At 64.8% G+C, this 23,643-nt stretch carries 25 protein-coding genes, 1 tRNA gene and 1 pseudogene; 13 read left to right on the top strand and 14 right to left on the bottom strand.

Features of this window, described 5'->3' with window-relative positions; translation table 11 throughout:
- Positions 1–77 (bottom strand): annotated as a pseudogene (locus tag U5914_RS16610) (IS6 family transposase); the annotation flags it as partial.
- Between the two features lie 245 nt (positions 78–322).
- On the opposite strand from U5914_RS16610, the gene U5914_RS16605 reads away from it, so the two are divergent.
- Both U5914_RS16605 and U5914_RS16600 read left to right on the top strand, forming a co-directional pair.
- Complete coding sequence (locus U5914_RS16605) at positions 323–2,212, top strand: 2-oxoacid:acceptor oxidoreductase subunit alpha (protein WP_336136864.1); 1,890 nt, start codon at positions 323–325, stop codon at positions 2,210–2,212.
- A gap of 2 nt (positions 2,213–2,214) precedes the next feature.
- Positions 2,215–3,150 carry a thiamine pyrophosphate-dependent enzyme gene (locus tag U5914_RS16600; RefSeq protein ID WP_336136863.1) on the top strand — a complete coding sequence of 312 codons (936 nt, stop codon included), beginning with the start codon at positions 2,215–2,217 and terminating at the stop codon, positions 3,148–3,150.
- A 53-nt stretch (positions 3,151–3,203) separates the two neighbouring features.
- Here U5914_RS16600 and U5914_RS16595 read toward each other — a convergent pair whose 3' ends face one another.
- The 3 genes from U5914_RS16595 to U5914_RS16585 form a co-directional block, all read right to left on the bottom strand.
- Entirely contained in the window at positions 3,204–3,851 is a 648-nt protein-coding gene (locus U5914_RS16595) for a dolichyl-phosphate hexose transferase (RefSeq protein ID WP_418766792.1), read from the bottom strand.
- Between the two features lie 200 nt (positions 3,852–4,051).
- Entirely contained in the window at positions 4,052–5,635 is a 1,584-nt protein-coding gene (locus U5914_RS16590; RefSeq protein ID WP_336136861.1) for a GMC family oxidoreductase, read from the bottom strand.
- The gene (locus tag U5914_RS16585) at positions 5,632–6,156 is read right to left on the bottom strand and encodes a gluconate 2-dehydrogenase subunit 3 family protein (RefSeq protein ID WP_336136860.1); all 525 of its coding nucleotides are present in this window, start codon (positions 6,154–6,156) and stop codon (positions 5,632–5,634) included. Before U5914_RS16585 ends, U5914_RS16590 begins: the two co-directional genes overlap by 4 nt.
- Before the next feature lie 86 nt (positions 6,157–6,242).
- On the opposite strand from U5914_RS16585, the gene U5914_RS16580 reads away from it, so the two are divergent.
- Positions 6,243–7,823 (top strand): ABC transporter permease, encoded by a 1,581-nt coding sequence (locus U5914_RS16580; RefSeq protein WP_418766791.1) that lies wholly within the window; start codon positions 6,243–6,245, stop codon positions 7,821–7,823.
- Between the two features lie 22 nt (positions 7,824–7,845).
- On the opposite strand, the gene U5914_RS16575 is transcribed toward U5914_RS16580, so the two are convergent.
- On the bottom strand, positions 7,846–8,736 hold the full coding sequence (locus U5914_RS16575) for a class 1 fructose-bisphosphatase (protein WP_336136858.1): 891 nt from the start codon (positions 8,734–8,736) through the stop codon (positions 7,846–7,848).
- Positions 8,733–9,530 (bottom strand): class I fructose-bisphosphate aldolase, encoded by a 798-nt coding sequence (locus U5914_RS16570; RefSeq protein ID WP_336136857.1) that lies wholly within the window; start codon positions 9,528–9,530, stop codon positions 8,733–8,735. The genes U5914_RS16575 and U5914_RS16570 overlap by 4 nt, the downstream gene beginning before the upstream one ends.
- A gap of 282 nt (positions 9,531–9,812) precedes the next feature.
- Between U5914_RS16570 and U5914_RS16565 the strand changes: the two genes are divergently transcribed.
- From U5914_RS16565 to U5914_RS16555, 3 genes are all read left to right on the top strand, one after another.
- Complete coding sequence (locus tag U5914_RS16565) at positions 9,813–10,748, top strand: alpha/beta hydrolase (protein WP_336136856.1); 936 nt, start codon at positions 9,813–9,815, stop codon at positions 10,746–10,748.
- 63 nt (positions 10,749–10,811) lie between these two features.
- Entirely contained in the window at positions 10,812–11,672 is an 861-nt protein-coding gene (locus U5914_RS16560; RefSeq protein ID WP_336136855.1) for a 3-hydroxyacyl-CoA dehydrogenase family protein, read from the top strand.
- Between the two features lie 83 nt (positions 11,673–11,755).
- Positions 11,756–12,898, top strand: coding sequence for an acyl-CoA dehydrogenase (locus tag U5914_RS16555; protein WP_336136854.1), 1,143 nt, complete (start codon positions 11,756–11,758; stop codon positions 12,896–12,898).
- 215 nt (positions 12,899–13,113) lie between these two features.
- Here the strand turns inward: U5914_RS16555 and U5914_RS16550 are convergent, their stop codons facing one another.
- Positions 13,114–13,386, bottom strand: coding sequence for a PadR family transcriptional regulator (locus U5914_RS16550; RefSeq protein WP_336136853.1), 273 nt, complete (start codon positions 13,384–13,386; stop codon positions 13,114–13,116).
- A gap of 85 nt (positions 13,387–13,471) precedes the next feature.
- Between U5914_RS16550 and U5914_RS16545 the strand changes: the two genes are divergently transcribed.
- The 4 genes from U5914_RS16545 (at position 13,472) to U5914_RS16530 (ending at position 16,676) form a co-directional block, all read left to right on the top strand.
- Positions 13,472–13,741 (top strand): DUF7111 family protein, encoded by a 270-nt coding sequence (locus U5914_RS16545; protein WP_336136852.1) that lies wholly within the window; start codon positions 13,472–13,474, stop codon positions 13,739–13,741.
- A gap of 292 nt (positions 13,742–14,033) precedes the next feature.
- Complete coding sequence (locus tag U5914_RS16540; protein WP_336136851.1) at positions 14,034–15,212, top strand: thiolase domain-containing protein; 1,179 nt, start codon at positions 14,034–14,036, stop codon at positions 15,210–15,212.
- Complete coding sequence (locus U5914_RS16535; protein ID WP_336136850.1) at positions 15,209–15,592, top strand: Zn-ribbon domain-containing OB-fold protein; 384 nt, start codon at positions 15,209–15,211, stop codon at positions 15,590–15,592. Before U5914_RS16540 ends, U5914_RS16535 begins: the two co-directional genes overlap by 4 nt.
- 46 nt (positions 15,593–15,638) lie before the next feature.
- Positions 15,639–16,676: a response regulator gene (locus U5914_RS16530; RefSeq protein WP_336136849.1), complete on the top strand. Its 1,038-nt coding sequence runs from the start codon at positions 15,639–15,641 to the stop codon at positions 16,674–16,676.
- Here the strand turns inward: U5914_RS16530 and U5914_RS16525 are convergent.
- Genes U5914_RS16525 through U5914_RS16515 form a run of 3 tightly spaced genes read right to left on the bottom strand, consistent with a single transcriptional unit; the run spans position 16,673 to position 19,091 of the window.
- On the bottom strand, positions 16,673–17,578 hold the full coding sequence (locus U5914_RS16525; RefSeq protein ID WP_336136848.1) for an alpha/beta fold hydrolase: 906 nt from the start codon (positions 17,576–17,578) through the stop codon (positions 16,673–16,675). The two genes, U5914_RS16530 and U5914_RS16525, sit on opposite strands and share 4 nt — an antisense overlap.
- A 43-nt stretch (positions 17,579–17,621) precedes the next feature.
- Positions 17,622–18,662, bottom strand: a complete 1,041-nt coding sequence (gene meaB, locus U5914_RS16520) for a methylmalonyl Co-A mutase-associated GTPase MeaB (protein WP_336136847.1) — start codon at positions 18,660–18,662, stop codon at positions 17,622–17,624.
- Positions 18,663–19,091, bottom strand: a complete 429-nt coding sequence (locus tag U5914_RS16515) for a cobalamin B12-binding domain-containing protein (protein ID WP_336136846.1) — start codon at positions 19,089–19,091, stop codon at positions 18,663–18,665. It abuts the gene before it with no gap.
- Positions 19,092–19,280: 189 nt separating this feature from the next.
- Here U5914_RS16515 and U5914_RS16510 point away from each other — a divergent pair.
- A tRNA-Ala gene (locus U5914_RS16510) sits at positions 19,281–19,352 on the top strand.
- A gap of 299 nt (positions 19,353–19,651) precedes the next feature.
- Here the strand turns inward: U5914_RS16510 and U5914_RS16960 are convergent.
- Both U5914_RS16960 and U5914_RS16505 read right to left on the bottom strand, forming a co-directional pair.
- Positions 19,652–20,242, bottom strand: coding sequence for a Pycsar system effector family protein (locus U5914_RS16960; RefSeq protein WP_472802072.1), 591 nt, complete (start codon positions 20,240–20,242; stop codon positions 19,652–19,654).
- 407 nt (positions 20,243–20,649) lie between these two features.
- A complete protein-coding gene (locus U5914_RS16505; RefSeq protein ID WP_336136845.1) occupies positions 20,650–21,087 on the bottom strand; it encodes a DUF8159 domain-containing protein in 438 nt (145 codons plus the stop codon).
- Between the two features lie 211 nt (positions 21,088–21,298).
- On the opposite strand from U5914_RS16505, the gene U5914_RS16500 reads away from it, so the two are divergent.
- Complete coding sequence (locus tag U5914_RS16500; RefSeq protein ID WP_336136844.1) at positions 21,299–21,490, top strand: hypothetical protein; 192 nt, start codon at positions 21,299–21,301, stop codon at positions 21,488–21,490.
- A 3-nt stretch (positions 21,491–21,493) separates the two neighbouring features.
- Here the strand turns inward: U5914_RS16500 and U5914_RS16495 are convergent, their stop codons facing one another.
- Both U5914_RS16495 and U5914_RS16955 read right to left on the bottom strand, forming a co-directional pair.
- A complete protein-coding gene (locus tag U5914_RS16495; RefSeq protein WP_336136843.1) occupies positions 21,494–21,727 on the bottom strand; it encodes a DUF7385 family protein in 234 nt (77 codons plus the stop codon).
- An 89-nt stretch (positions 21,728–21,816) separates the two neighbouring features.
- A complete protein-coding gene (locus tag U5914_RS16955) occupies positions 21,817–21,915 on the bottom strand; it encodes a DUF7989 family protein (RefSeq protein ID WP_472802071.1) in 99 nt (32 codons plus the stop codon).
- Positions 21,916–22,168: 253 nt separating this feature from the next.
- On the opposite strand from U5914_RS16955, the gene U5914_RS16490 reads away from it, so the two are divergent.
- Positions 22,169–23,638 carry a DUF7289 family protein gene (locus U5914_RS16490; protein WP_336136842.1) on the top strand — a complete coding sequence of 490 codons (1,470 nt, stop codon included), beginning with the start codon at positions 22,169–22,171 and terminating at the stop codon, positions 23,636–23,638.
- The last annotated feature ends 5 nt before the right edge of the window (positions 23,639–23,643 follow it).

The following is a 23,643-nucleotide window of genomic DNA, read 5'->3' as shown; positions in this document are numbered from 1 at the left end:
CGCGGTGTCGCTTCTCGCTCCACAAAACCTAACTCAATCTCGTCCAAACATCCGTTGAGGCGGTCGTTTTCGGGCATAGATCACTCAGAAAACGCACCGCCTCACTCTTCATCCTTATCTGAACACCGCCGTCCGCCGGGGACGACCCCGTCGACAGCACGACGGACGGCCATTTATATAACGTTTTATTGATACAAACCACCAGTCGGCAAGCGTGTTTAAACACCTATATCATTATTAATCTATGCGAATAACTCACAAACCCTTTAGTCGGAGGCACCCGAAGTCGAGGCAAGGCGCCCTGCCGGGCGCAGTGATATCAATGACAGAGGAACTTATCTGGCGAATCGCGGGCGGTTCCGGCGACGGAATCGACTCGACGAGCCAGAACTTCGCGAAAGCACTGATGCGGTCCGGCCTCGACGTATTCACCCACCGGCACTACCCGTCGCGCATCCGCGGCGGCCACACCTACGTCGAGGTCCGGGCCGGCCCCGACGGAGTCACATCCCGGGGCGACGGCTACAACTTCCTGCTGGCGCTGGGTGACTCCTTCGCCCGCAACCCACAGGAGGACGCCTACTACGGCAACGAGGAGACCAAGCCGCTGGCGGAGAACCTCGACGAACTCCGCGAAGGCGGGGTCATCATCTACGACGAGGGGCTCATCGACCCCGATGAGATTCCCGACTTCGAGGAACGCGTCGAGGCGAACGACTGGCACGTCTACCCGCTGGACCTCCGTGGGATGGCCCGCGAGAAGGGCCGGGAGGTCATGCGGAACACCGCGGGCGTCGGCGCGACGGCCGCCCTCCTCGAGTACGACCTCCAGCACGTCGAGGACCTCATGGAGGACGCCATGTCCGGCGAGGTACTGGAGGCCAACCTCGAAATCCTCGAAGCCGCCTACCAGCAGGTCAGGGACATGGACTTCTCCCACGACCTCCGAATGCCCGAGGGCGAACACGACGAGGAGCAGGTCCTGCTGTCGGGCAGCAACGCCATCGCCTTCGGCGCCCTCGACGAGGGCTGCCGGTTCATCTCGGGGTATCCGATGACCCCGTGGACCGAAGTCTTCACGCTGATGAGCAAGTACCTCCCGGAGGTCGGCGGCATCTCCGAGCAGGTCGAAGACGAGATTGCCGCTGCCGCGCTCGCTCTGGGCGCATCTCACGCCGGCGTTAAGGCCATGTCCGGCTCCTCGGGCGGCGGGTTCGCGCTGATGTCCGAACCGCTCGGCCTCGCGGAGATGACCGAAACGCCGGTCGTCCTCATCGAGGCCATGCGCGCCGGCCCCTCGACGGGGATGCCGACCAAGCCCGAACAGAGCGACCTCGAACACGTCCTCTATACGAGTCAGGGCGACTCCACCCGGGTCGTCTTCGCCCCGAGCAACGTCAAGGAGGCCTACGAGCAGACCCGCGAGGCGTTCCGCGTCGCCTACGAGTACCAGCTTCCGGCCATCGTCCTCTACGACCAGAAGCTCTCCGGCGAACTGCGGAACGTCGACGAGTCCTTCTTCGACCGCGAGCCGAACCCGGACCTCGGCGAGACGCTCACCGAGGAGGAACTCGCCGAGGCCGCCCACCACGCCTCCGGGAAGTTCCAGCGCTTCCAGCACGACCCCGACAACGACAGGGGCGTCTCACCGCGCTCCCTCCCGGGACAGAAGGGCGGGAAGTTCCTCGCGACCGGCAACGAACACACGCCCGAGGGCCACATCAGCGAGGACCCGCAGAACCGCGTGGCCCAACTTGAACGTCGCCTCGGCAAACTCGATTCGATCCGCGAGGACCTCGACGAGAAGGAGGACAGCCACCAGACCTACCACGGCCCCGACGACGCCGACTACGGGCTCATCACCTTCGGTAGCCAGCAGGGCACCGTCTTCGAGGCCGTCGACCGACTGAACGACGCCGGCCACAGCGTCAAGGCCCTCAGCGTCGCCGAAATCATGCCGCTCGCGGAGGCCGAACTCACCGAGTTCCTCGAATCGGTCGACGAGGCACTCGTCGTCGAGATGACCGGCTCCGCGCAGTTCCGCGGCCTCATCCAGAAGGAACTGGGCCGGTTCGGCCCGAAGATGAACAGCCTCCTGAAGTACAACGGCAACCCGTTCGAACCCCACGAAGTCGTCGAGGGGTTCGAGACCATCATCGAGGGGAGCGAACCCGCGCCGACCACCCGGTTCGTCCCCGCGGCAGGTGACTGACCATGAGCGCATTCAACGCAATCGGAGCGGACCGCGAGGTAGAGCGTGACGAGTATACGCCGGGCATCGAGCCCCAGGCGACGTGGTGTCCGGGCTGTGGCGACTTCGGCGTCCTGAAGGCGCTGAAGGGCGCGATGGCCGACCTCGGGAGGGACCCCGAGGAGGTCCTGCTGGTGACCGGTATCGGCTGTTCCGGCAAACTGAGCAGCTACTTCGACAGCTACGGGTTCCACAGCATCCACGGCCGCTCGCTACCCATCGCCCGGGCGGCGAAACTCGCCAATCCCGACCTCGAAGTCGTCGCTGCCGGCGGCGACGGCGACGGCTACGGCATCGGTGGCAACCACTTCATGCACACCGCACGGGAGAACCACGATATGACCTATATCGTGTTCAACAACGAAATCTTCGGGCTGACGAAGGGGCAGACCTCCCCGACCAGCCCGAAAGGCCACAAGTCGAAGACCCAGCCCCACGGCTCGGCCAAGTCCCCGATTCGGCCCCTGACGACGGCGCTGACCTCGGGTGCCACCTACGTCGCCCGCACCGCCGCCGTCAACCCGAATCAGGCCCAGGAAATCCTCGTCGAAGCCATCGAACACGACGGCTTCTCCCACATCGACTTCCTGACCCAGTGTCCCACGTGGAACAAGGACGCAAAGCAGTACGTCCCCTACATCGACGTCCAGCAGAACGACGACTACGACTTCGACGTCTCGGACCGGCGGGACGCGGCCGAGATGATGCAGAAAACCGAGTCGGCCCTCTACGAGGGCGAGGTGCTGACCGGTCGGTTCTACCACGAGGCGGACCGGCCCTCCTACGGACAGGAGAAACGCGACCTCGGCGAGATGCCCGACGAACCGCTGGCCGAACGGTACCACGAAGACGACTACGAGTGGGAACGTAGCTACGACCTGCTGGGTCCGCACAAGTAAGCCGTCGGACCCCCTGATTTTCCCGCGCCCGATTTATAAGGGAACGAATACGGTTACCGGAACCGCTCTTCGAGGCCGACCGTCACGATGGATTTCGCGATGGCCAGTCCGCCCTCGATGGGGTCGAGTTTGGTCTCGCCGAGGCGTTCGGCGTACTCGATGGGGTGTTCGCGCACGTCGTAGCCGCGGGCCAGCGGGCGCATCAACAGTTCCGCCGACAGCCCCGTGTTCTCGGTCCAGTCGATGGACTGGACGACCTCCCGACGATAGGCACGCATCCCGGTCGTCGTGTCGTGGACGCGCTCGCCGAGCAGGACGCTCGCAATGGCGGCGAAGGCGTGGTTGCCGAACCGGTTGAACGCGGGCATCGCGTCGGCACCGTGATAGAGTCGGTCGCCGCTGACGACGTCGTAGCCCTCGTTGATGTACTCGAGGAACTCGGGTAACTGCTCCATCGGGTAGGTGTCGTCGCAGTCGGTGGTGACGACGATGGGACGGTCGGGAGTCAGCACGGCCTCGCGGACGGCGACGCCGTAGCCCTGCGGTTCCTGCCGGATGACCGTCGCGCCGTGGTCCTCGGCTATCGCCGGGGTCCGGTCCGAGGACCCATCGACGCAGACGACCTCGGCCTTGCCGTCGGTGACCTCGTCGATGTCCTCCAGAACGGTCGCGATGGCCTCCTCCTCGTTGTAGGTACCCATCACGACCGCGAGGTCCTCGAAGGTGTACTCCTCGGCGGCGGGTCCGGACGTGGATTCGGTCTCGGCGTCGGTGGCGGCCGCATCTCCATGAGCCGTGCCGTTGGCGCTGACGCCGTCGGCCGGCATCTCGACTGATTCGCTCATTACCACGCCGTTTCCACCCTACCCACTTGAATTTTTAGGTTCGCCTAAAACAATAGTCAGAGCCGCGTTCGGATGCTGTCGGCGGCTTTCAGCGCGAGGGCGGCGATGGTCAGCGTCGGGTTCATCGCGCCGCCGGTCGGGAAGACCGACGAGGAGGCGATCCAGCAGTTCTCGAGGTCGTGGGTCCGGAGGTTCGCGTCGACGACGCCCTCGCTTGGGTCCGCGCTCATTCGCGTCGTCCCCATGTGGTGGTAGGCGGGGCCGGTGCTCTCGGGGCCAGCAGTCCACTGGATGTCGGCGCCGAGTGCCTCCAGAATCTCGTGTTGGATGTCGTTGACGCGCTCGATGGTCCGGAGGGCGCGGTCGCCGACGTTCCAGTGGACGTCCGGCACCGGGTTGCCGAGGTCGTCGGTGCGCTCGGGGTCGAGGCCGACGTAACTGTCCTCGCGGGGGAGTTGCTCGACCAGCGCGCCGACGGCGACGTGGTCGCCGTAGCCGTTCCGGAGCCGTTCGAGTTGCTCGTCGCCCCAGTCGTCGCCCGACAGCGCCATCTCGACGGGCGAGGGGCCGGCGTAGTTGAAGAACTCCAGTTTGAACGGCGCGTGTTCCTCGTCGGCGTCGTCGTAGAACTGGTGGCTCTCGCTCGTGAGGAAGCCGACGTGGTTCTGCCGCGTGGGTTCGTCGAGGCGGCCGCCTGCGCCCGCAAAGAGGTGGTCCATGAAGTAGCGGCCGACGAGGCCGCTGGAGTTGGCGAGGCCGTCCGGGTAGTGTTCGGATTCGGAGAGGAGGAGCAAGCGGGGAATCTCGACGCCGCCGGCGGCGAGGACGAAGGCGTCGGCCTCCTGTCGGTGTTCGGTGCCGTCGGGCGTGACGTAGACCGCCGCCTCGATACGGTCGGGGCCGTGTTCGAGTTCCGTCACTCGCGCGCGGTCGATGACCGCCGCGCCCTTCGCCTCGGCGGATTCGGCGTGGACGGTTCCGTCGTACTTCGCGCCGGAGGGACAGACCGGCTGGCAGGTCCCGTAGCCGACGCACTCGCTGCGGCCGCCGTAGGACTCGGAGTTGCGGGCGTTCGGCACCGGATGCATCGCGATTCCGAGTTCGTCGCACGCCTCGGCGAACAGCGAATCGCTGTAGGAGGGCGGAAACGCGCCCATCGGATGCGGGTCCTCCCGCGGCGGGCCGAAGGGGATGTCCGCACCCGAGACGCCGAGTTCGGCCTCGGCGTCGGCGTAGTACGGCCGCAGGTCCGCGTAGTCGATGGGCCAGTCGGGGCCGACGCCACGCTCGCTGCCGGAGTTGAAATCCGCCTCGTGGAGGCGCATGACCATCCCCTGCCAGTGAAGGGTCGACCCGCCGACGCCCTTCACGCGGGCGTGATTCAGCGGGTAGGACCACTCTCCGGTAGCCGAATAGGCGTCGCGTTCGGGGTCGCCGTCCCAGACGTCCGGGCGGTCGTAGTACGGGCGAATCGCCCGCTCCTGTCGTTCGAGGCGCTCGGCGGAATCGAACCGCGGGCCGGCATCGAGGACGACGACCCGGTAGCCGGCGCCGGCGAGGCGGTCGGCGACGAGCGACCCGGCCGGACCGGCACCGACGATGCAGATATCGGCGTCCGAAACGGGCGTGCGGTCGGTCATCGCTGTGGCCCCCGCTGATAGCTGTCGGTGCCGCCGGGATGGCCCTGCGGGTTCTCGATGCCGACCAGTCGCCCGCCTTTCGGCGACGAATACAGCGCCAACAGCAGTTCGTTGACGACGTAATACCGAACCTGCTCGGCGGTGGTTCCGTCGGGGGCCTCGTCGGCGACGTCGGCACCCATCTCCCTGAGCAGGCTCTCGCGGGTGTCGACCGGCAGGTCGACGAAGTGGCCGTCGTACCACGATAGGGCGTGGTCGTCGAGTTCCGCGACGGCCGCCCGGAGCCCCTCGGCGTGTGTCGAGTCGTCGAGGCGGCCGTCGAGGAACCGCCGGACGAACGGCTCGATTCCCTCGACTTCCGAGGGGTAGACCACCTCGGCGGCCGCGACGAGCGTCCCCCGGACGCGCTGGTCGCTGGGGACGTCCTCGCTCCCTCGGGAGAGGTGGTAGCTGCCGGCTGCGGCGCTGCCGGCACCGAGTGCCGCGAGCGCCGCGACGGCGTCCCGACGGGTCAGCTCCATACCGTTCTTAGGTAAACCTAAAACCTTATACTCGGCGAACTGCGATTCACGAGATGTGATGGTGAGTAGCCGTGGGTAGTCCGCTTCTGGGTCGGGGCAGCGACGACGGCGAGTGGTCGTTCGGTCTCGCGATTCTCGCCGGCGTCATCGCCGCGTGTGTCGTCCTTCCCCTGACGTGGCTGTTCGTCGAAGCCGCCTCCATCGACCCCGCCCGCGCGTGGTCGCTGCTCTTCCGGCAGGCCACGCTCGACATCGTCGTCAACAGCCTGCTTCTGATGGCGCTCGTCACCGGCTTCTCGATACTGCTGGGCGTCCCGCTGGCGTATCTCACCACCCGAACCGACCTCCCCTTCCGGCGCTTCTGGTCGGTCGCCGTCGCCCTGCCGCTGGTCGTTCCGAGCTATCTCGGCGCCTTCGCCTTCGTCTCCGCGTTCGGACCGCGCGGGGAGTTCCACGACCTGCTCGCGCCGCTCGGCATCCAGCGACTGCCCGAAATCTACGGCTTCCCGGGCACCACGCTCGTCATCACGCTGTACACGTTCCCCTACGTCTACCTGACGACCCGCGGTGCGCTCCTCTCGTTCGACACCCGACTGGTCGACGCCGCCCGCACCCTCAACCACGACCGCTGGAAGGCGTTCAAGCGCGTGACACTCCCGCATCTCCGGCCCGCCATCGCCGCCGGCGCGCTGCTGTCGGCGCTGTATGCGGTCTCCGACTTCGGGACACCCTCCATCATGCGACTGCCCGTCTTCACGCGGCAGATATACGTCGAATACAGGGCCTTCGGCGGCGAGTACGCCGCGCTGCTCTCGCTGCAGTTGCTCGTGCTCGTGCTCGCGGTGCTGGCGCTCGAACGGTGGGTCCGCCCCGGCGAGGACGTCCACGGCTCCGGCACCAGTCGCGCCGAGGACGCGCCGGTCCGCCTCGGCAAGTGGCGCTGGCCCGCGGTGGCGCTACCCGCCAGCGTCGTCTTCCTCGCGCTGGTCGTCCCGCTGTGGATATTCGGCATGTGGCTCGTCACCGCCGACGGGGGGCGCCCCTCGCTGGCCTTCGAGTGGACCTACGCCCTCAACTCCGTGGGTGTCGCCGGAGCGGCGGCACTCGTGGCCGCACTGGCGTCGCTGCCGGTCGCCTACTTCGCCGCCCGGAGCGACTCCATCGTGGCGACGCTCTTCGAGCGGGCGACCTACGTCGGCTTCGCCGTCCCCGGTATCGTCCTCGCGCTCGCGCTGGTCTACTTCGGGAGCGGACTGGTCCCGTGGCTCTACCAGACGCTCCCGCTGCTCGTGTTCGCCTACGTCGTCCGCTTTATGCCCCAGTCGGTCGGCGCCGTCCGGACCTCGACGCTCCAGACGGACCCCCGACTCTTCGAGGCCGCCCAGACGCTCGGGGAGTCCTCATTCGGTGCCTTCCGTCGGGTCATCCTCCCGCTTATCGCGCCGGGCGTCGTCGCCGGGGCCGCCCTGGTCTTCCTGACGACGATGAAGGAGTTGCCCCTCACGCTCGTACTCCGGCCGACCGGCTTCGAGACGCTGGTGACCCAGATTTGGCGCGCACAGGAGTCCGCCTACTTCCAGTACGCCGCCGTCCCCGCGCTCGTGCTCATCGTCGTTTCGGGGCTGTCGCTCGTCGTCTTGCTGTCGCAGGAAGGCAACGAATACTGAAAAACGGCGTTCGCCGCCCGCGTTACAGCGCGTCTTCCAGCCGGTCGATATACTCGTCGTTGCCGACGAAAAGCGGCGTCCGCTCGTGGAGCCGCTCCGGTTCACACGCCAGCAGCGACCGCTCACCGTTCGATGAGGCCCCGCCCGCCGACTCGACGATGTAGGCGATGGGATGGCCCTCGAAGAGCAAGCGGAGTTTGCCTTCGGGGCGGTCCTGCAGGCCGGGATAGCCGAAAACCCCGCCGTAGGTCAGCACCTGATTCACGTCGCCGATCATCGCCCCGCCGTAGCGGAGTTTCAGTTCCTGCTCGACGGATTCGACGTAGGCCGCGAAGTCGTCGGTCCAGTTCGGCACCCGGCCGCCGAAGCCGTAGACGGTCGGGTCCGTCGGGAGCGTCAGGTCCTCGGTGACGACTTCGCGTTCGCCGTCGTCCTCGATGACGTACTCGGTCACGTCGCCGTCGCGGGCGACGACCATCGTCGTGATGGGGCCGTACAGCACGAACCCGGCGGCGACGAGGTCGCGGCCGGCGGTCGGCAGCGGTTCGTCGTAGACGCCGAAGAGCGTCCCCATCGTGTTGTTCGACTTCAGATTCGAGGAGCCGTCGAGGGGGTCCGCCGCGACGTGGAGATAGCCATCGTCTCGCGGCTGGTCGCCGCTCGTCGGTTCCGAGGCGCGTTGCGCCTCGCCCTCCGAAATTTCGTCGCGTTCCTCGCTGGCGTAGCTGCCGACCGCGTCGATGTTCAGCAGCCGTTCTTCGAGCAGTTCGTCGGCGTAGACGTCCGCCGCGAGTTGCTGCTCGCCGGAGGGGTTCTCCCCGCTTTCGTAGACGCGTCGACCCGCCAGCCCGCCGCGGACGTCGGGCGCAGTCGAGGCGACGACGTCGAGTATCGCGTCGATGGAATCGCTCATCGCTCGGCCGCGTCGAGGGCCGCGTCGACCGTGGTCTCCTCGAAGATGACCTTCTCCAGTGCGTCGAGGATGCGCGTCGGGTCCTCGCGCTGCCAGACGTTGCGGCCGACAGCGAGGCCCTTGCCGCCGGCGTCGATGGTCTGCTTGACCGATTCGAGGAACTCGCGGTCGGTCGTCTTCGAGCCACCGGACATGACGACCTTCGTCTTGCCGGCCATTCGGACGGCGTCTTCCATCGCATCCCGGCTGCCCGGGTGCTTGACCTTCGCCACGTCCGCGCCGAGTTCGAGGGCGAGGCGCGCGGCGTAGGAGATGGTCGAGGGCTTGGTGTCGTTCTTGAGGCCCTGTCCGCGCGGGTAGGACCACATGACCGTCGGCAGGCCGTGGTCGCGCGCGGCCTCCTGTGCGTCGCGGAACTCCTCGGCCATCTCGACCTCGTTGTTCGACCCGCCGTAGAGGGTGAAGCCGACCGAGGAGGCGCCGACCTCGGCGGCGTAGTCGACGGAGCAGTTGACGGCCGAATCCGGCTCGCCCATCCAGAGGTTCGACGTGCCGTTGAGTTTCATCAGCAGGTCGACGTCGTCCTCGTAGCTGGGGTAGTAGGCCTCGGCGATGCCCTTCTGGACCGCGACGGAGGTGACGGCGTCGTGGGTCGCCGCCTCGAAGGTCCGTTCGGGGTCGGCACTCTCGGGGACGCCTCGGAAGTCGACCGGGCCGTGTTCGAGCCCGTGGTCGTACGCGAGGATGAGTACCTTCCCGTCACGGCAGAGCGGCGTGTCGTCGATGGGAATCATACGGGCGAATCTGCGGCGAGATAGACAAAGAAGATTCTGGTATGGGGGGCGCGAGCATCAGCGAGCGCCCCGGTACGTGCGAACGGTGAGTGAAGCGAACCGTGAGCAGGGGCGGTCCGAACGGAGTGAGGACCGCCGAACAGGCGAACGGCGAACGAAGTGAGCCGTGAGCGGTGGGGACTCGACTGTAAGGAGAGGTCCCCGAGAGGTGAGCGGGGCGCGAAGCGAACCCTCGAAAGCGAGCGCCCTGATTGTTTAGTCGGTCGGGGCTGATACCGGGGTATGGCGCTCGATGCACACGAGGTCGAGGCGGCCGACGGAACGCGAATCCGGCTGTGGGAGGTTCCACGGGACGATACGGACACAGCCACCCTGTTCGTCCATGGGGCGACCTATCCGGGCCTCGCCGCGTTCGGCCCGCCCGGCAGCCCCGATTCGTGGCTTGCGCAGGCCGCCGACAACGGGACCGCGGCCTTCGCCGTCGACCTCCGCGGCTACGGCGACAGCGAGCGCCCAGCCTCGTTCGATGCCGATTCGACGGCACCGGAGACCGTACCTTCACGCGCAGCGGCCGCCGCCACGGACGTCGAAGCGGCTCTCGACCGCATCCGCGAGCGCTTCGAGCGCGTCCATCTGGTCGGCTACTCGTGGGGGTCCATCGTCTGTGGACGGCACCTGACGGGAAGCGGCGGTTCGGTGGCGTCGCTGACGCAGTTCGCGCCCGTTTACCGACCGGCAGCAGAGAAGGCAGCGCGGTGGGCGCCCGGGGAACCGCCGAGTCCCGCGCGACGGGTCACACGCGCGGAGGCCCGCCAACGCTGGGACCGGCAGTTTCCGGACGGGGACGACCCCTCGAAATATCGCCCCGACGGAGCATTCGAGTCGTTCTGGGACGCGCTCGCGGATTCGGGACAGTCCGTGCCCGACGCCGACGAGCCGACGATTTCGGCCCCGAACGGCACGCTACTCGACCTCGTCGCGGCCGCGAACGGCGACCCAGTGTACGACGCGGCCGACATCTCGGTCCCGACGCTCGTCGTCCGGGGGTCGCTGGACCCGACGGCGACCCGCAAGGACGCGCTCACCCTCTACGACGAACTGGGTTGTGGCGACGACCGCGAATACGTCGAAATCGCCGGCGGGACGCATTTCATGCCGCTGGAGCGGCGGCACGGGGCGCTGTTCGAGGCGGTCGCTGGGTTCCAGAAGTGGTGTTGAGACGGCGCCGTCGGCCGACGAATCGTCGACAGTATTACTCCCCACCGGGTTCAGGGGTCACGTATGCACGAGTTCGAAGACATCGAAACGGTCGGCGTCGTCGGTGCGGGAACGATGGGCAGCGGCATCGCTCAGGTATCCGCCGTGTCCGGCTACGACGTCGTGATGCGTGATATCGAACCCGAGTTCGTCGAGAACGGCATCGAGACCATCGAAGACAGCCTCTCGAAGTTCGTCGGCAAAGACGAGATTAGCCAAGAGGAGGCCGATGCGGCCCGCGAGCGCATCGAGGGAACGACCGACCTCGCGGACCTCGCCGACTGCGATATCGTCGTCGAGGCGGCCATCGAGAAGATGGACATCAAGCAGGACATCTTCGCCGATCTCGACGAGGTGACCGACGACGAGACGGTGTTGGCGACCAACACCTCGACGCTGTCGATTACGACCATCGCCAGCGCGACCGACCGTCCCGAGCAGGTGGTCGGCATCCACTTCATGAATCCCGTCCAGTTGATGGAGGGCGTCGAGATCGTCGTCGGGGAGAAGACCGACTCCGGCGTCGTCGAGTTGGCCCACGACTTCTCGGAGGCCCTCGACAAGACGACGTGGGAATCCGACGACAAGCCCGGCTTCGTCTCGAACCGCATCCTGATGCCGTGGATCAACGAGGGCGTTCGGGCCTTCGACGAGGGCGTGGCGACGAAGGAGGACATCGACCGCGGGATGAAACTCGGAACGAACGTCCCGATGGGGCCGCTGAAGTTGGCCGACCACATCGGCCTCGACGTCTGTCTGGACGCGACCCAGACGCTCCACGAGGAGTTGGGCGACCGCTACAAGCCCGCCTACCTGCTCAAGCGGAAGGTCGACGCCGGTGATCTCGGCAAGAAGACGGGACAGGGCTTCTACGAGTACGACTGACTCCAGCGGAATTCGTTTTCGACGAAACGGCAGGGCCGACAGGGGAGAGGAAAGGTAAAGTGCGGAGCGTCGAACCACAAGGTATGGACTTCAGTCTCACGGCCGAACAGAAACAAATCAAGGAGATGGTCGCCGACTTCGTCGACGAGGAGGTCGTTCCCGTTGCCGACGAAATCGACAAAAACGACGAGTTCCCGTGGGACCTCGTCGAGGAACTGGCCGACCTCGACCTGATGGGCATGCCGTTCCCCGAGGAGTACGGCGGCGCCGGCCTCGATTATCACGCCTACCCCGCCGCCCTCGAAGAGATCGCCCGCGGGTCCGGCGGCCTCGGGACCATCGTCGCCGCCCACATCTCGCTGGCCGGCAACATGGTCTACGAGTTCGGTAACGAGGCACAGAAAGAGGAGTACCTCACGCCGCTCGCGCAGGGTGAGGACATCGGCGCCTTCGCGCTGTCGGAACCCGGCGCCGGCAGCGACGTCCCCGCCATGGAGACGACCGCCGAGAAGTCTGGCGACGAGTACGTCATCAACGGCGGCAAGCTCTGGATTTCCAACGGCTCCGTCGCCAACACCGTCACGGTGTTCGCCAAGACCGACCCCGACGCCGGCAACAAGGGCATCTCCTCCTTTATCGTCCGCCCCGAGGAGGACGACGGTTTCATCGTCGAAGGCACGGAGGACAAACTCGGCGACAAGGGCTGTCCGACCGCCGAACTCCGCTTCGACAACCTCACAATCCCCGAATCCCGCCGGCTGGGCGAGGAGGGCCGTGGCTTCGTCCACGCGCTGAAGACGCTCAACGGCGGCCGCATCACCATCGCCGCCCGCTCTATCGGTATCGCGCAGGCCTCCCTCGACGCCGCACTGGAGTACAGTCAGGACCGCGAGCAGTTCGACCAGCCGATTTCGGACTTCCAGGCCATCCAGCACAAACTCGCCGACATGGACACCAAGACGCGAGCGGCCCGTCTGCTCATGCACTCGGCGGCCGACAAGAAGATGGACGGCGACTACTTCGCCAAGGAGGCCGCACAGGCCAAACTCTACGCCTCCGAGGTCTCCCGTGAAGTCGCCAACGAGGGCATCCAGATCCACGGCGGCTACGGCTACACCAAGGACTTCCCGGCCGAGCGGTTCTACCGGGACGCCAAACTCAACGAGATCTACGAGGGCACCAGCGAAGTCCTGCGGAACACCATCGCCAACGAATTGTTGAACTAAATCCCACTTTTTGCACGAGAACGCGGGTCGCGGCAACGCCGCGACCCCGGTTCTCGGCAAAAACATGGGTAAAATATGCGCGAGCGGTTCCGGCCGCCTCCCTTCGGTCGGCGTTAGTCACCGCTCACTACGGCGATTCGGCGGCTTCGCCGCCTCATCGCCGTGAACCGCCTCGGGGCCTTCTTCGAAGGCCCTGCTCGGCGGATGCTCTTTTATTACGTCTCGACTCGCTCTTTCATCCACTCGAACTGCGTTTCGACCGATTCGGCGCCCGCGTCGGTCAGCGAATAGACGTCTTCCAGTCCTTCGACGTGCTTTTCAACGTAGCCGTTCTTCTCCAGCGAATCCAGCGCGCCGTAGAACCGGTCCGGTTTGACCCGTCGGTCGTAGCGCGCTTCGAGGGCCGATTTCAGCGACTGGGCGCGACGCTCCTCGCCGTACAGCAGAACACAGATATCGCGGCGGAGGCCGCTCGTGAGCCACTCCATGCCCACGCTTCGGCGGCCGACTGGAAAAGCCCATCCGTCGGCCGCGACCGGTAGTTTGGCATACGCCGCCGCCCTATCGCCGGACATGTCAACCGCCGAGGCCGACGGAATCTCCGCCCGCTACCGGGAGACCGACGAGGAACGCCTGCTCGAATTCGAGGCCGACGGCCGCACCGCCGCCATCGCCCAGAACATCGAGGGCTACGCGATGCTCAAGGTCCGCCCGACCGCCGACGGCGACGAACTCGAACGCTACTACGGATTCGACATGGCGCTGGACCACGCCGCCGAACTCCTCGGCGTCTCTCCCAACGACCTGCCGATTCCCGAGGACGCCGAAGACATGGGGATGTGACAGCCACTTTTTGCACGGCGCGCTTCGCGCGCCGGCAAAAACATGGGGAAAATATGCGCGAGCGGTTCCAGCCGGCTCCCTTCGGTCGGCGTTAGTCACCGCTCGCTACGGCGACTCGACGGCTTCGCCGTCTCGTCGCCGTGAACCGCGCTCGCTTCGCTCGCGCGGATGCTCGTCGTGTTTTGCCGATTTGCCAAACCGAGAATCACAGATGCCCGAGTCGTGAATCGTATTTATAACCCCGCTTGCCGCGGCCGATAGTCCGTTAAGTCCCAATAACGGATTTGGGTGCATGGCAACCGTACGCATCGCAGGAACGGGGCTGACCCCGTTCGGCGAACACCCGGGACGGACGGGACGTGACCTCTTCGCCGAGGCCGGCCTCACGGCGCTCGACGACGCCGACGTCGACCCCGATGACGTCGAACACCTGTTCTACGGGAATTTCATGGGCGAATTGGCGGAACACCAGGGCCATCAGGGACCGCTGATGGCCGAAGCAATGGGCGTTCAGGCGCCGGCGACGCGACTCGAGGCGGCGTGTGCCTCCAGCGGCGTCGCCGTTCGGGAAGGCGTCAAAACCATCCGTGACGGCGAGGCTGACGTCGTGGTGGTCGGCGGCGCCGAGCGGATGACAGACATGGGAACCACGGGCGCGACCGACGGCCTCTCCATCGCCGCGGACGACCTCTTCGAGATAAAGGCGGGGATGACCTTCCCCGGCGCCTACGCGCTGATGGCCTCGGCCTACATGCGCGACCACGACGCCGACCCCGACGACCTCGCACACATCGCGGTCAAGAACCACGACAACGCCCTCGAAAACGACAAGGCCCACTTCCAGACGGCCATCACCGTCGAGGACGCTGTCGAGGCACCGCGGGTGGCGACCCCGCTGGGACTCTACGACGCCTGTCCCATCTCCGATGGGGCCTCGGCCGTCGTGCTGACCAGCGAGGAATACGCCGCCGAACACGACCTCGACGCGCCGATTTCGGTGACCGGGTCGGGACAGGGCGGCGACCACCTCGCCCTACAGGAGCGGGAGACGCTCTGGAAGACCCCGGCCGCCGAGGAGGCCGCCGCCGAGGCCTACGCCGAGGCGGACATCGACGCCGACGACGTCGACTGTGCCGAGGTACACGACTGCTTCACCATCGCCGAAGTGCTGGCGACCGAATCCCTCGGCTTCTTCGAGCCCGGCGAGGGACTCGCTGCCGCGAAGAACGGCGAGACGACTCGCGATGGCTCGCTTCCGGTCAACCTCTCGGGCGGCCTGAAAGCGAAGGGTCACCCCGTCGGCGCGACCGGGGCCGCCCAAATCGCCGAACTCACCGAACTGCTGGCGGGCCACCACGCCCGGTCGGATGCGATTCCCGACGCAAGCGTTGGCGTCGCGCACAACGCCGGAGGGACCGTGGCGACGGTGACAGTTCACGTCCTCGAACACGACGGGGGTGTCGACCGATGAGCTTCGAGATGCGGCACGACGGGTACGACGACCTGCTGGATGCCATCGAGGAGGACGGGGGCTACTATCTCGCGTGTCCGAACGGTCACGGGACCGTACCGCCACGGCGAGTCTGTCCCGACTGCGGCAGCCGGGAGTTGACCGAACGGCCGCTTCCGGAGAAAGGCGAAATCCTCGCCGCGACCACCATCTCGGTGGCCGGCCCACAGTTCGAGGACGATGCCCCCTACGTGACGGCCATCGCCGACTTCGGGAACGTGCGCCTGACGGGGCTCGTCCGCGGAAGCGACGCCGAACCGTCACCCGGCGACGCTGTGGTCGTCGGCATCGGCGAAACGGTGACCGAGAACGAGCGGGCGCTCGTCTTCCGACTCGACTGACTGAGTCGGTCGGAACCATTATCCCAGTCAGCGACGCCGTTGTATTATGGCGCGCCCTACCCGCCTCCTTATCGTCGACGACGACCCCTCCCTCGCCGACCTGATGGCGAGCCAACTGAGGGACCTTCGGGAGGCGTTCTCCATCCGGGTCGAGACCGACCCCAACGACGCCCTCGATGCAGTCGACGAGGAAGACATCGACTGCGTGTTGAGCGACTACCACATGCCCGAGATGAACGGCCTGGAGTTGCTCAGATACGTCCGGCAGATGGACCCCTCTATTCCGTTCATCCTGTTTACCGCGCGCGGAAGCGAGGAAATCGCCAGCGACGCGGTCTCCGAGGGCGTCACCGACTACTTCCGGAAACGCCGGGGCGAAGAGCAGTGGCGCGTCCTCGCCAACCGCATCGAGAACGCCGCCGCCCGCTACCGCGCCGAACAGGCCGTACACCGCCGTGAGGACGCCCTCCGCGAACTCACCCGGACCGTCATCGATAGCGTCTCGACACCCGTCGACGGACTGCTCGAACTCGGTCGCGAAACCCTCGACCTCGAATACGCCGCCCTCCTTCGGGTCGACGACGACGAGAGCGAACTCCTCGTCGAGAGCGTCGCCGAAGGCACCGATTTCGCGACCGGAAACTCGTTTCTGCTTTCGGGACCACTCGACGACGCTCTCGACGGCGGCGACGTGACGGTAGCCACCGCCGACGAATCGAACGAATCAGCGGGTAACTCGACCGACGGCGAGAGGTTCCGGACCTACATCGGCGCCCCCGTCTACGTCGGGGACCGCCGTTACGGCACGATCTGTTTCTGTGACCGGGACAGCCCCATCGAATTCACCGCGTGGGAGCGCGCGTTCGTCGAACTGCTCGCCAACCTGCTCGGCCACGAACTCACCGACGAGTGGGCCCGCGACCAGAGCGAGGCGGTCCGCTCGGCGAAGAGCCGACTCGACCGCGCCCGCGACGCGCTCGACGAGGGCGACGAAGCGACGGTCCGCGCCGAACTGGACGCCATCGAGGAACTGCTCGAACGCGAGCCGCCAGCCTCGATTCCCGTCTCGGTCGAACTCTCCTAGAACAGTTCCTCGACGAAGGCCTCGGGGTGTTCCGCATGCGGCAACAGGTCCGCGTTATCGAAGACAACCAGCCGCGCGTCCGCCTTTTCGGCGAGTGCTCGGCCCTCCGACAGCGGCGGGAGGTCCGCCTCGCGGCCCCAGACGATAGTCGTCGGGACATCGGTATCCCCAATCGCCGCCGCGATGTCGACCTCGGAATCGAGGAACCCACTGATGAAGGACGCGGGGGCAAAGCGGGCGCGGGGCTGGTGGGCTGTCAACCAGTCATATTCGACCCATTCCTCGGAGACCGGACCGTCGAAGGCGTGGTCCGCGAGGAAATACCGGATGGCCGGCTTCGAGACGAGCAGGTTGTAGAGCCCCTCGCCGGCGACCGGCAGTCGGAACAGCGAGCGAAGCCACGCCCGTCGACCGGGAATCGTCGTCGCCGTCGGGCAAACGAAGACGAACGACTCGACGGCGAGTTCGTCGGCCGCCTCGGCGACGTAGGCCGCCGACAGCGACGAGGCCAGCACGGTCGGTTCGTCGGTCAAATCGCCGACGAGATCCCGGATGAAGGTGGCGTACAGCGAGTTCGAATACAGCAGCGGCGGCCGGTCGGAATGCCCGAATCCCGGCAGGTCCGGCGCCAGCACGTGATACTCCTCGGCCAGCGCATCGACGACGTATCGGAACTCGTGGCTCGACGCCGCGGCGTTGATGCCGTGAACCAAAAGGAGGTCGGGAGCCGCCGGGTCGCCAGCGTCCGTGTAGGCGACGTCGAAGCCCCGCCATCGGTACGTCGACAGGTCACGGCCCAGCGGCGTCGGCAGGTCGGTCTCGTCGCGAGCCACGAGTCGATTGCCCGCGACGGTCGCGCCGATCCCGAGGGCGGCCCCACCCAGCAGTCGCTTCAAGTTCATACCGATAGATGGGCGAGAACGGGCTTAGGGATACCGCCCGCGGCTATTCCTCGCGGCGGTCGCGGACGCACTCCTCCAGCGGTTCGATGAGTTCGTCGGCGACCGTGTACGGGTCCGTCTCCCGCGCGACGAGGTCGTCGACGAAGCCCTCCAATCCGCCGCGGGCGTCGATCTCCTCGGCCAGCAGCGACGCGGTATCCTCCCGGAGCAGCGTCCGGATTTCCGCCGTGTAGCGCTGCCGTTCCTGCGCTTCTAGTTCGCCGGTCTCGACGAGCCATTCGGCGTGGTCGGCAAGCGTCGCGAGGAACTCGTCGACGCCCTCACCGGTCTTGGCGACCGTCTCGACGATGGCCGGCTCCCACCCGTCCTCGTCATCGTCCTCGGTTTCGTCGTCCGACGCGAGCGCGCCGGCACCGTGATGGCCCGCCATCGCGGCGGAGTCCTGCATGTGGACCATCTCCCGGAGTTCCTTGACGGTCCGGTCGGCGCCGTCCATGTCGGCCTTGTTGACGACGAAGATGTCGGCGATTTCGAGGATGCCCGCCTTGAGCATCTGGACGTCGTCGCCCGACCCCGGCGGCACCAGCACCGCGACGGTGTCCGCGGTTTTGACGATCTCGATCTCGTTTTGGCCGGCACCGACCGTCTCGACGATAATCTTGTCCTTGCCGAAGGCGTCCAGCGCCTTCACCGCGTCCGTCGTCGCCGTCGACAGCCCGCCGAGCGACCCCCGGGCGGACATCGACCGGAAGAACACGTCCATGTCGCCGCGGTTCGAGGCCATCCGGATTCGGTCGCCGAGGACCGCGCCACCGGTAAACGGCGACGAGGGGTCGATGGCGATGACGCCGACCGTCTCGCCGCGGTCGCGGTACTCGGCGGCCATCTTGTCCACCAGCGTCGACTTGCCGGCGCCCGGCGAGCCCGTGATACCGATGACCTCCGCGTCACCCGTATGCTCGTGTAGTTGGGAAACGAGGTCACGATAGCCCGGCGACCGGTTCTCGATTTTCGTGATGACACGCGCGAGCGCCCGATGCTTCCCCGCCAGCAACTCGTCGACGAGCGTCTCGTTGTCGCTCATCTATCGCTCGGGCACGTTTTCGCGGACGAACTCGATGGTCTCTTCCATCGACGCGCCGGGACCGAAGATCTCGGCGACGCCCAACTCGTAGAGTTCCTCGCGGTCCTCGTCGGGGACGATACCCCCGACGAGAACGAGGGTGTCCTCGAAGGCGTCGTATTCCTCGAGGCCGTCGATTATCTTCGGCACCAGCGTGTCGTGGGCGCCCGAAAGGATGGAGATGCCCAGCACGTCGACGTCCTCCTGAACGGCCGCCTGCACGATCTCGTCGGGGGACTTGTGGAGGCCCGAATAGATGACCTCGAACCCAGCGTCCCGGAACGCCCGAGCGATTACGTGTGCCCCGCGGTCGTGACCGTCGAGGCCGACTTTGGCAACGAGACACCGAATGGTCCGCCCCTCACCGTGCTCCTCCTGCTCTGTGCTCATATCCCACACATTCGCTGGCAGGTGTTTGACTCTAACGGAGTGTTAGCCGTTGTTCGGCGAGTTTGTCCTATTACAAGCGTAGTTGTAGACACGCGCTGGAGCATCGCCGAGCCGTGGTGAAACCACCCACGGCTGCCGCCGCTTCGATGGGTTTATGAGTCGCACCCCGATACAATCGGATGCGTTCGAGGGCTCGTAGATCAGCGGTAGATCATCCCCCTGGCACGGGGAAGGCCCCGGGTTCAAATCCCGGCGAGTCCATTTCCTTCCGTCGCTTCGCTCCGTCAGTCAATGGACTCGCCGACCCTCGCGAAGCCTTCGGCTTCGCTCAGTCCCGGCGAGTCCGTACCTGTTTCTCTCAGGAAGCCGATGAGTTGAAAGGGCCACATATCGAGATGTCGACTCTTCGAGCCACTCCCTTGGCAAGCCCCAGCTGCTACCCGAAAGCAGCAAGCCCATCTAAAGGGTTGCATCCTTCGAGACAGCTGGATTTAGAGCGTCCGATTAGTTTCGTGAAGGGAGGTAGAACCCCATGACAAGATTGCCATCACACAACCACCTCATCGGACACCAATCAGAGTCAAGATATCGATAGCAAAGGGAATAATGAGTATAAGAAGTAGAGAAAATACAATAAGTAGAACACAGAAGTCGAAAAACGGAATAATGAGTATAAGGAGTAGAGAAAGTGCAGTAAGTAGAACACAGATGTCGAAATTCCTGTACTTTTTATTAGTCAACCGACGGTTGTTAGATGTCGTCACCTCGTAGTCAAGTAGATGCTTTTCAACCTGCTGTTCATACGACGTACCTGCATGCTCATGAAAGTCCTCTATTTTCTTTCCGGGTCTCCCGTAAGTCCTCGTACGTAGCACCCATAGACCGATTGCCGCAGACACCATAGCCGGAAGGACAACGAAAATGAGTGACCGCTGGGACAAGTTCATTTGCTGTCGAAAAATTCCGGTAAGTGAAACGATAAGCGCGTCAATAGTAACGACAGTCCCAATTTTGCTTTCTATGTTCGTCCGTCTGCGTTCCTCGTCGTCATACCTTCGTCGCGCTTCTTCCAGAGTCAATTCACGAGTTGGAAAATCAGGGGGTACTGTCTCCGGTTCAGTATCCGAGTCGTTCGGTGATAATCGAGACATAGCCTCAACATCCTCTACTTCAAACTCATTTCCGCACCGACTGCAAACCGCAGTTTCAGTGTTATCATTTTTTAACCACTCTGCCAATTCTGTCACCGAGCTTTTCGCTACGGCGTATTGAACGCTTTCCTCCCGACAATCTCCACAGAGCGGCATCAAAACTCCCTACCACAGCGACTACACACTTGTTTTTCTTTCTGAATAGTCTGGGACTCCGCTTCATCTCGGCACTCAGGACATAGGGGCATATAAAAGTGATAGAAAGTCAGAATAAAGTACGTTTCCCCGCTCCCCAAATACAATTGAGGAGCTACTGCTGAATATTCCACTTGTCCTCCTCAGTCTGTGCGTTGTCGTGTTCCCAAAGTACCTCCAGACTCATCTCTATCCTGCCGCTCGCCATCGAACTACTCGTCGTGGCGCTTGACGGTCGCCTGAATCTTCTCGCCGAGTTCGTCCCGACTGATGTCGCCGTCGCGGTGCTGTCGAACCCACCGGCTTTCCATGTGCCACGTGGCGACGAGGCTTCCGTCGACGAACACCTCGGCTTCGAGTCGGTCGACGTCCCACCCGCCGTAGATTCGGTCGTAATAGGCGCCGCCGGCCGTTCGGACGCTTTCCTCGACGCTCGCTTCGGTGGCTTCGGCGGGGGCGTATTCGAGTGCGACGACGCCCTCGCGGACCTCGAAGCGTCGAATCGTGATGCCTTCATCGGTGAGCGTGGTCCGGAAGGCGTTCCGGTAGGCCTCGTTCGGGTCGGATCGCTCCGTGCCGTCGTCGGTACAGCCGACGAAAGCGACGCCGAGCGCAGTCGAGAGACCGGCGAGATAGCGGCGACGACGCATCGACTGGGGGTCGGAGAGCCACTACCTAAGCCTTCGGCCGCACATACGAGGCAAAAACCGAGGGCGCCGCGCCCGCTGGGGGCGCCCGGGTCCGGTCTCCGCGACGAGGGGGACAGGGAGGTCGCCCCGTCGGGAAACCCGGTTGGACCTGAACCGATTCGGGCCATAAGCGTTTGGGTACACTCTTGTCGTTCGGGTAGCAACGACGGCTATGTTCGGGAGGATTCGGGCGTTGCTGCGGCGGTCGCTACCGCTCGTGGGAACGCTGTATCTGGTCTATCTGGCGCTTCAGCCGCCGCCGGTCCGCTACGTCGGAATCGTCTGTCTGGCGGTGGTCACGCCGTTCCTGCTCGGCTGGGCGGCCGGCACCCTCTTCGGCGTCGGCCCGTGGGCCGACGAGTGAGCCTCATTCGGGTTTGTGCGTGAAGATGAACGCCTGCCCGTCCTCAACGCCGACACAGAGGTCGAGCTGTTTCGAGAGGTTGAGGCTGGTCGGGTTCTGCTTGCAGACGACGAGGTCGTCGAACGGCTTCTCGCAGGCCGGACAGGCCACCGCGACGGTGTTCTGGTAGGATTTGATGGCCTCGTTTTCCTCCCGGGGCGTCAGCGACGCCAGCAGTTCGTCGGTATCGATGTCCATAGAACACACTACGCGGCGTCCCTATTCAATCTCGTGGACGGGGCGAAGCCGTCGCTGACCGACCGTATCTCGACGAAAAAGGAAGTGGATTACTCCGAGCGGTCGGCGCCGCGGTCCCAGACGTTCGAGACGGATTCGCCGGTCGGCGGTGTGTGGTCCACGTCTTTCAGGGTCTCTTTCTGACTCATCGTGCCAAAGCGTAGCATATCCGCTCTACTTAAGGGTTTCTCGCAGGTAGTTATAACACATTATAACATATATATTATTGAGAATCTGCTTTTTTATCCCTATTTAATCCAGATATATCAAAATATACTGCCAAATTACGCGCTATTTTATAATATACATCCACCCGAGAACGCATCTGCACGAAACGGCGTCGGCTCATCGAGCGGTGAATCGGCCAGTCCGCTTATAGGTCTTCGACACGGCTAACGGAACATGTACAGCGCGGGGAACGGCGACGACAGGGGACAGACCTCGCCGCTCAGCGTGCTGCTCATCGTGTCGCTTACCATCACCGCGGCGGTCGTCATCGTCGTCTTCGGCGGCGCCGCCCTCGAGAGCACTCAGGACCAATCGCGGACCGGACAGGCCGAACAGGCCATGACCCAGTTCGACTCCCGGGCCGCACAGGTCGCACTGGGCGATTCTCCCTCACAGAACGTTCGTATCGGCCAGCGGAACGGCAACTATCACGTCGACGAGGACACCGGCGGCATCAAGATATACCACGAGAACTACACCGACGGCAACACCGAATACATCTACGGCGGCGACAGCGATTGGGTTTCGCTGGGGGCCGTCACCTACGAGGGCGGAAACGCCGAAATCGCCTATCAGGGCGGCGGCGTCTGGCGTAAGGACGCCGACGGTGGCGTGACGATGGTCTCACCGCCCGAGTTCCACTACCGGGAAGCGACGCTCACCTTCCCGCTGATTCGAGTCAACGGCACCGATTCCGCCGGCGGCAGCACCACGGCGAGGGTGACCCGCCTCGAAACCGCGACCAACATCTATCCGCAACCGGGGCTTCACTACGACGGTAACACTTCCAGACGCGAATACCTCAATCCGGTACAGGACGGCAACATGACCGTCGAAATCAAAAGCGAGTACTGCGAGGCGTGGCGGTCGTACCTGACCGAACGGACCGAGGGAGAGGTCTCGGAGTGTGACAGCGACGACACCGTCAAGGCCCAACTGGTCACCCTCGGGACGCAGGGCGAGTTCAGCGTCATGCGAGGGTCGACGCTCCGTATCCGTGGGCAAGAGGGCGACGAACCACTCACCGATTTCAACCTGACCTTCGAGAGCGACTCCAGTTCGGGGTTCAACAACTTCGAGTGGAAGATGGCCAACGACGACAGCGCCGAAAAGCAGTTCGAGATATACATCGAGGCGACCGAGGGAGACGGACCCGACACGCCCGTCCACATGCACCTCTACTACAGCGATGACGGCGGCGACACCTATCACAGCTGGACGCTGCACAGTTCGAACTCCGATGCATTCAGAATCGAGGACAGCAAGGAGGACGCGACGCTCACGGTGAACCTACTCAACGGAAGCAAACAGATGGTCTACGAGGACTTCGGCACCCATGACCTCGCGGAGGGAGGCAACAACGGCGCGGGGCCGGTTTTCGAAAGCGGCGGCGGCGATTTCGACGAGAGCGATACGGTCAACGGGACCACCTACAACGCCAGTGAAACCGCCTCCCTCCAAAAAGTCATGCAGCACTACTTCGCTGCGGCCGAGGACCTCGACCTGACCATCGACGAGCGCCAACAGGGGAACGCCGGGCTCGACCCCGACGGTTCCTCCGGCACGATTATGTACAACGGCGGCGGCCGAGTCGTCACCTACCTCCACATCACCGAGAACCGCATCCGCATCGAACTCGACTGAATCGG

It is taken from the genome of Natronomonas amylolytica (assembly GCF_037031205.1).
Classification (GTDB): Archaea; Halobacteriota; Halobacteria; order Halobacteriales; family Haloarculaceae; genus Natronomonas; species Natronomonas amylolytica.
Note: the sequence above shows the minus strand (reverse complement) of the source record. Positions and strands in the feature narration are given on the sequence as shown.